7 protein-coding genes are annotated in these 7084 nt (G+C 38.8%); 3 read left to right on the top strand and 4 right to left on the bottom strand.

The window, feature by feature from the left end:
- Positions 1-90: 90 nt before the first annotated feature.
- The 3 genes from fbp to K1X82_08090 form a co-directional block, all read right to left on the bottom strand.
- Positions 91-1122 carry a class 1 fructose-bisphosphatase gene (gene fbp / locus K1X82_08100; protein MBX7182058.1) on the bottom strand — a complete coding sequence of 344 codons (1032 nt, stop codon included), beginning with the start codon at positions 1120-1122 and terminating at the stop codon, positions 91-93.
- Between the two features lie 11 nt (positions 1123-1133).
- Entirely contained in the window at positions 1134-2087 is a 954-nt protein-coding gene (locus K1X82_08095; protein ID MBX7182057.1) for an acetyl-CoA carboxylase carboxyltransferase subunit alpha, read from the bottom strand.
- Between the two features lie 411 nt (positions 2088-2498).
- Positions 2499-3530, bottom strand: a complete 1032-nt coding sequence (locus K1X82_08090) for an ABC transporter substrate-binding protein (protein MBX7182056.1) — start codon at positions 3528-3530, stop codon at positions 2499-2501.
- Positions 3531-3706: 176 nt separating this feature from the next.
- On the opposite strand from K1X82_08090, the gene K1X82_08085 reads away from it, so the two are divergent.
- The 3 genes from K1X82_08085 to K1X82_08075 all read left to right on the top strand — a co-directional run bounded on the left by K1X82_08085 (position 3707) and on the right by K1X82_08075 (position 5547).
- On the top strand, positions 3707-4510 hold the full coding sequence (locus K1X82_08085) for a hypothetical protein (GenBank protein ID MBX7182055.1): 804 nt from the start codon (positions 3707-3709) through the stop codon (positions 4508-4510).
- Between the two features lie 62 nt (positions 4511-4572).
- On the top strand, positions 4573-4971 hold the full coding sequence (mce, locus tag K1X82_08080; GenBank protein ID MBX7182054.1) for a methylmalonyl-CoA epimerase: 399 nt from the start codon (positions 4573-4575) through the stop codon (positions 4969-4971).
- A 3-nt stretch (positions 4972-4974) separates the two neighbouring features.
- The gene (locus K1X82_08075) at positions 4975-5547 is read left to right on the top strand and encodes a DUF3109 family protein (GenBank protein ID MBX7182053.1); all 573 of its coding nucleotides are present in this window, start codon (positions 4975-4977) and stop codon (positions 5545-5547) included.
- Positions 5548-5637: 90 nt separating this feature from the next.
- Here the strand turns inward: K1X82_08075 and K1X82_08070 are convergent, their stop codons facing one another.
- Complete coding sequence (locus tag K1X82_08070; protein MBX7182052.1) at positions 5638-7062, bottom strand: DUF5103 domain-containing protein; 1425 nt, start codon at positions 7060-7062, stop codon at positions 5638-5640.
- Positions 7063-7084 lie beyond the last annotated feature (22 nt).

The raw sequence follows: 7084 nt of genomic DNA, 5'->3' as shown, positions 1-7084 counted from the left end.
GTGATTCGGTTATTTAATACCCAGATTAGTCCTAACAGGCTGATGAAGGATATTAGGAACTTAAGTTTATTATTCATGAAAAAAGGAGGTCTAATTTACTTTTTCTTCGCTATAAATTGCCATCATTTCTTCGGCTTTTTCAACCATTTCTTTAGAGCCTATAAACAACGGAACCCGTTGATGCAGGGAGGTTGGTTGAATTTCCAAAATTCTGGTTTTTCCGTCAGAAGCTTTACCTCCTGCTTGTTCAACCAGATATGCCAAAGGATTACACTCATATAGAAGACGAAGTTTACCATTGGGCGATTTTGCTGTAGGAGGGTATATGTAAATTCCACCTTTAATCAAATTTCGGTGGAAGTCGGCCACCAGGGAACCAATATAACGTGCGGTATAAGGACGATTCGTTTCCTTGTCTTTGGTTTGACAGTAATTTACATATTCCTTCACCCCTTTAGGGAAATCGGCATAGTTACCTTGGTTCAAAGAATAAATAGCTCCTGATTTAGAAACTTTCATTTCAGGATGGCTCAGGCAAAATTCACCTATGGAAGGGTCGAGGGTAAAACCATTTACGCCATTTCCTGTAGAATAAACCAGCATGGTACTGGAGCCATAGATTACATAGCCGGCAGCCACTTGGTCGGTACCAGGTTGGAGAAAATCCTCCATTGTGGCATGATCCTCTTTGGACCGACGACGGTAAATAGAAAAAATGGTACCTATAGAAACGTTAACATCAATATTAGAAGAACCATCCAAGGGATCGAAAGCAACCACATATTTACCTTTGCTTGCGTATTCACCTGAGAATTCAATCATATCCTCATTTTCTTCAGAAGCAATGGCGCAACATTCGCCAGTTGAATTTAGGGCAGCGATAAACTGTTCATTGGCAAATACATCCAACTTTTTTTGTTCTTCGCCTTGCACGTTAATATTATCCACATCGCCAAGAATATCGGCCAAACCGGCTTTATTCACCTCCCGGTTAACGATTTTAGCTGCAATTCCGATATCGAGTAGCAAGCGAGAAAGTTCTCCTTTTGCCCAAGGAAAATCACTTTGGCGTTCAATAATAAATTCACCTAAAGTGGTAACGTTGCGTTTGTATCCGTTCATGATTATTGGTTTTATTCTTCTACTACCCCCATGGAAGAGAACTTATCAATTCGAAGTTGAATACGTTCATCGGGGTTTAATTTTTCAAGAATTTTCAGGGTTTTAACAATTTCCTTTTTTACGTTACAAAAAGCTTCTTCGGGTTTAACGTGCGCACCTCCGATTGGTTCATGAATAATTCCATCAATCAATTTATGCTCCAACATATCTGAGGCAGTTAATTTAAGTGCACTTGCAGCTTTCTCTTTAAAATCCCAGCTTCGCCAAAGAATGGAGGAACAACTTTCGGGAGAAATTACGCTATACCAAGTATTTTCAAGCATAAAAACCTTATCACCGATACCAATACCGAGTGCTCCACCGGAAGCACCTTCACCTATAATAATGCAAATGACAGGCACTTTCAGCAAGGTCATTTCATAAAGGTTTCTTGCTATTGCTTCACCTTGGCCTCGTTCTTCAGCTTCTATTCCCGGATAAGCACCCGGGGTATCGATGAAGGTAACGATAGGTTTATTGAATTTTTCGGCCAGTTTCATGAGGCGGAGGGCTTTTCGATAACCTTCCGGATTGGCCATTCCGAAGTTGCGAAGTTGGCGCATTTTCAGGTTAATTCCTTTTTGCTGACCAATAAACATCACTGAATGTCCATCGATAAAGCCAAAGCCACCCACCATTGCTTTATCGTCCTTAACAGTTCGATCGCCATGCAATTCGATGAAACTTCCATTGGTGATATGATTAATGTAGGCTAATGTATAGGGGCGGTCGGGGTGACGGCTAACTTGAACCCTTTGCCAAGGCGTGAGATTAGCATAAATATCGCGTCGGGTTTGCGCCAATTTTTCTTCGAGTTGTTTGATGGTTTCAGAAGCATCTATTTTGCTTTTCTCGGCAATTTGCTTTTGTTTATCAATTTGCTCGACCAGTTCAGCAATTGGCTTTTCAAAATCCAAATAATTCATAAGCGCTAGTTTCGGCTGCGAATATACTAATTAAATAAGGCGTAAAAATAAGGCAAGCGAATCAATGAGAGGAAAACTCCTGGAGTAGTTTTGGTTAACCCAAGTAATGAATACTACCAGCAGAAGGAACAGAGTTGAGAATGCAAGAAATTCATAACTGCACCAAGCAACAGGAAAAGATAAGTAAGGACGAAGAACCTACCGCTTGAAATTGCACTGTTGCTTCCGGGTAGGGATAGAAGTGGAAAGCCCACAGGCACCCGCAGCGTTAGCAAGGGTGGCGAGGACTTGAAACGTATAGCCCGACCTGAGCCTTACTAAACCCGGTTTGAAATATCCAAATTTATGCGAAGGGACCCGCCAAATAAAACTAACAAAAAAATAAAATTAAGGCAAAAGAACCTGGATAATTTATTTAGAGAGTTTCTGAACCTGAGCCCAAAAAACGGTACGATCCGGATTTAGTTTAAAACCTTTCAAATTAGCCTTGCGGATAATGAACTCGTCATAATTAGCGACTTCGTCGGTACTTTCCATAACAAAGGCACCATTGGCCTCAAAATCTTTAAGATGCTCTTTTACGACCTGATTAGCCACATCTTTATTCAGGTTAAAAACTACATCCAATTCAGATTTCAACAACTGCTCGATTTCGGCGGATTTCAAATCAATTTGTTTCACTTCCACTTCATCGAGGTAAGGAAGTTGATTATTCAAAGCATCTTTACCATAGTAATTTGGATTACGGACCAATTTATAGGCACCATCGGAGGATTTTACCAAAAATGGTCCGGTACCGATGGTGGCTTTATCGCCATACCGTTCGACTGCCTCTTTAGGGACAATTGCCGTTTGAATACCCGACAAGATGAGAGGGAGGGCTTCGTTTGGGCCCAGGGTTTTAATTAAAATGGTATTGTTATCGACCAGTTTCACTCCTTCGATTTCTTTAGATTTTCCGGAGAAGAACTCTTCAGCACCCAGGATTACGTTTTTTAAGGAAGAATTAAATGCAGAATTATTTGGTGAATTGGAGCAAAGAAGTTCGAGGCTATATTTAACATCTGCAGCATTCAGCTCGCGGCCTTTTCCACCGGAGAAGCAGGCATCGTCGTGAAAAAACACCCCTTTTCGAATGACGAATTTGAAGCTGGAGTTACTAGTATCAGATTCAAACGATTCGGCTAAGGAAGGAAGCACCTTGCCGTCTGTCGAAATTTTAGTTAGACATTCGAGCACATTGGCAGCAGCCTGAGCAGAAGCCAGGTCATTAATAGAATAGGGTAAGAGGGACTTAAAAGCTTTACCCGGAACAACTACTTTACCACCGATAGAAACGTCACCATGAGCTGATCTAATTTGTTCGGAATGCTCGGAATTACAAGCGATAAAAGTAGTTCCGACCAGAGCCAGAGAAGAGAAAAAGAATAGGATTTTTTTCATGAAAAGAAACAATTGGTACAAATATATGGTAGAACCTTCAAACTGGCAAAAAACCACGATTAGAAACTTAAACTTTTGGCAAGCAGAAAGGTTGCAAAAGGAAATTTCTATAAAAATATTTTTTGTGTTCAAGAAAAACTTATCATTGTAGTCTGAAAAAAAATCGATTAAAAAACATGTTTAAGAGCAAGAAACTCACATTACTCTTTGCATCTCTAGCAATAGTTTCCCAAGCTTTTGCCGGGGTAATTACATTAGAAGGTAACTACCAAGGTAGAAACCTATATGTTCAAAATCCATTCGCTTCTTCCGGTGTTGGTTTCTGTACATATGAGGTTCAAATCAACGGGGTAACGACTACAGATGAGATCCAATCCAGTGCATTTGAAATTGATTTTTCCTTTTTCCAATTATCCCTTGGATCGAAAGTGGAGGTTAAAATCAAGCACAAGGATGAATGCAAGCCAAGGGTATTGAATCCGGAGGTTTTGAAACCGATGAGCACATTTGAGATTGAGGCGATGAAAATCAATCCGAATGGACAATTAAATGTTACTACTAAAGGCGAGGTTGGAAAATTGACTTTTTATGTTGAGCAATTTCGTTGGAACAAATGGGTTGTTGTAGGAGAGTTTGAAGGCAAAGGTACACCACAATCGACCGATTATTCCTATACTGTTACCACTGTACATAGTGGAGAAAACAGATTTCGGTTAAAACAAATTGATGGAACAGGAAAACCTCGTTATTCTTTTGAAACTAAGCTACGTTCACCGCTTCCTGAAGTGACATGGAGTCCCGGAGATGGAAAGAAAGTGGGGGATGAGATAAAGTTTTCCGACAATACCATGTATGAAATTTACAATGCTTATGGTAATATTGTTGACAGAGGAATTTCAAATAAAGTGAATGTTGCCAAATTAGAAAGAGGCACCTACTACTTAAATTACGATAGCAAAACTGCTACCTTTAAGAAATAAGAATTTAGCTTTTAAAAAAGATGCCAACTCCAATCGGGTTGGCATTTTTATTTTTAACGAACATGCGAAAAATAGAACACCTGGGAATAGCTGTAAAAAATTTGGAGATAGCCAATCAGACTTATACTAAACTATTTGGACAACCTTATAAAACGGAATCTGTTGAGAGTGAAGGGGTAATTACCAGTTTTTTTATGGCAGGTCCCAATAAAATTGAGTTATTGGAAGCCACCAAACCAGAAAGTGCAATAGCCAAATTTATAGACAAAAAAGGCGAAGGATTGCACCATGTGGCATTTGAGGTAGATGATATTTATGTTGAGATGGAAAGGTTAAGGAATGAAGGATTTACCTTACTTAATAATGAACCCAAAAAAGGAGCAGATAATAAACTTATTTGTTTTGTTCACCCAAAAGATAGTCACGGAGTATTGATAGAACTTTGCCAGGAGATCAGATAAACCATGTATGCTATTCAACATTGTTTAGTGAGTGATGAATTATTCAGTCGCAAATTTGTTTGTGATTTACAAGCTTGCAAAGGAGCGTGTTGTGTAGAAGGTGATGGAGGGGCGCCATTGACCGAAAAAGAGGCTATACAACTGGAAGAGATTTACGAGGAGGTTAAGCCCTATTTGACAAAGAAAGGAATTCAATCTATTGAAGAACAAGGAAGTTCCATTAGAGAAGTTAGCGGCGATTTATCCACTCCATTAGTCGACCAAAAGGAATGTGCTTATGTTGTATTTGAATCGGATGGATTAGCCTCTTGTGGAATAGAAAAGGCGTGGAAAGATGGGAAAGTTAATTTCCGGAAACCAGTTTCCTGTCATTTATATCCGGTAAGAATAAGTGAATATGAAGGATTTGATGCTGTAAATTACCATGAATGGTCTATTTGCAAACCAGCCTGTAGTTGTGGAACAAAATTAGATGTTCCGGTTTATCGATTTTTGAAAGAAGCATTGATTCGTAAATATGGGGAGGATTGGTATGTAGAATTGGATACAATTTTCAAGCAATTGAATCCATCCTAAACCCAGGCAATAGCTGACTTCATTCGGTCAATTGGAAAAAACCACTTGGAAGGTAGACAAAAAAGCATTCAACAACAAGTTATTGGCAGTCTATCGATTTACCACATAATCCAAGGGATTAAAAAAGCCAACACCGACTAATCGGTCATAAGGAATTCCAGGTTCTTTGTTATAAACCAAGATGGTATAGGAATTATTGGTTTCAAAATGAGAGCCTTCGATTAGTGTTGGATCCAATTCTTTCTTTTTATCAGGGACAAAAACATACTGATAATTGTAAAAGCCTTGTTTTATGAAAGGGGAGCATTCGTAGCGAAGAAGAACATCGTTGTATTTTAATCTAAATTCGGGTTTAAGTTGCCAATCACTAATTCCACCATACACGTAGTAGCTGCCATCTTTTCTTGGTTCCTTATCATCGAGGGCAAAATGGACCACCACATAATCGCATTCTGTGGTTGGATCACCACCCTCTTGTCGGTCGACATAATACATTCCATTTAGGTCGTTGTAGAAATCATACCGTTGACTACTTCGGGGCTTATCTACATTTAACCAAGCTTCGACTTGCTTACCGGACCAATCGATATGAGCCACGTTAAAAGAGTTAAAACGAATTGTTCTCAGATCAAAGACTCTGAATTCACTTCCACCCGGAAAGGCATTATCTTCATCATAATTATAATCCAGTTTATTTTGGTTTACAAACATGGGTTTTAGCTTAGTAACTGCATTATCAAATCGATAGTTTTGGAAGATGACTGTTTTTATATCCCAAACATTGGTTACGTTGTAAGTTGCAGGATAGGAAATAAAGAAATCCAATTCCTGGTGAGAATCTCTCAGATCGATTATAGTGCTTCGGTGCAAGGTTCCACCAACTGTCATTTTTTCTTCCCAAACATAAAAACGGCGGCTGATAACCACATTTTCAGGATTTTCATGATAAATGGTTAGCAGGTAATTCCCTGATTTTTTAAATTTGATGTTATTGTTAGGAAATACGGCCCGGTAATGGGTATATTTCTGAATGGTATTGACTGAAAAGTCATAACTCACAATTTGATCATTTTGAAAAGGTCCTATGTAATTCATTGTTGACATATCAGTTGGCTCCCATTCTGCCGAACAATGCACGAAGGTGAAATAATAGTTTTTATAATCGGCATCCAGGTCATCAAAGTCAACGACCAGTTTTTCATTTTTACCAAGATTTACAATAGGAGGACTTAATTCATTCCCTTCTTTATATAAACGAACCGTTTTCAAATTTGGCACATAGACAAAATCATCATATTTCACTTCTGAGCCATTGTAGTAATCAGGTTCATCTTGGGATAGTGATTCTTTGGTAAGGGCCACAAAGAATACCAACATCCAAACAAACCAAGTAGAAATTCTCATACGTACCTGCATTAATGCATCTATTGACAAAGGTAATACTGAAATGATACAAGGGATGTCCCACCTTCTTACAATCACGAACCAGGAAGATTCAAAGAAAAATAGTTTCATATCGAACAGTTGGGTTGAAAGG

It is taken from the genome of Bacteroidia bacterium, from assembly GCA_019695265.1.
Classification (GTDB): Bacteria; Bacteroidota; Bacteroidia; order JAIBAJ01; family JAIBAJ01; genus JAIBAJ01.
The sequence above is the reverse complement of the archived record's forward strand: the minus strand, read 5'-3'. Positions and strand labels throughout refer to the sequence as shown.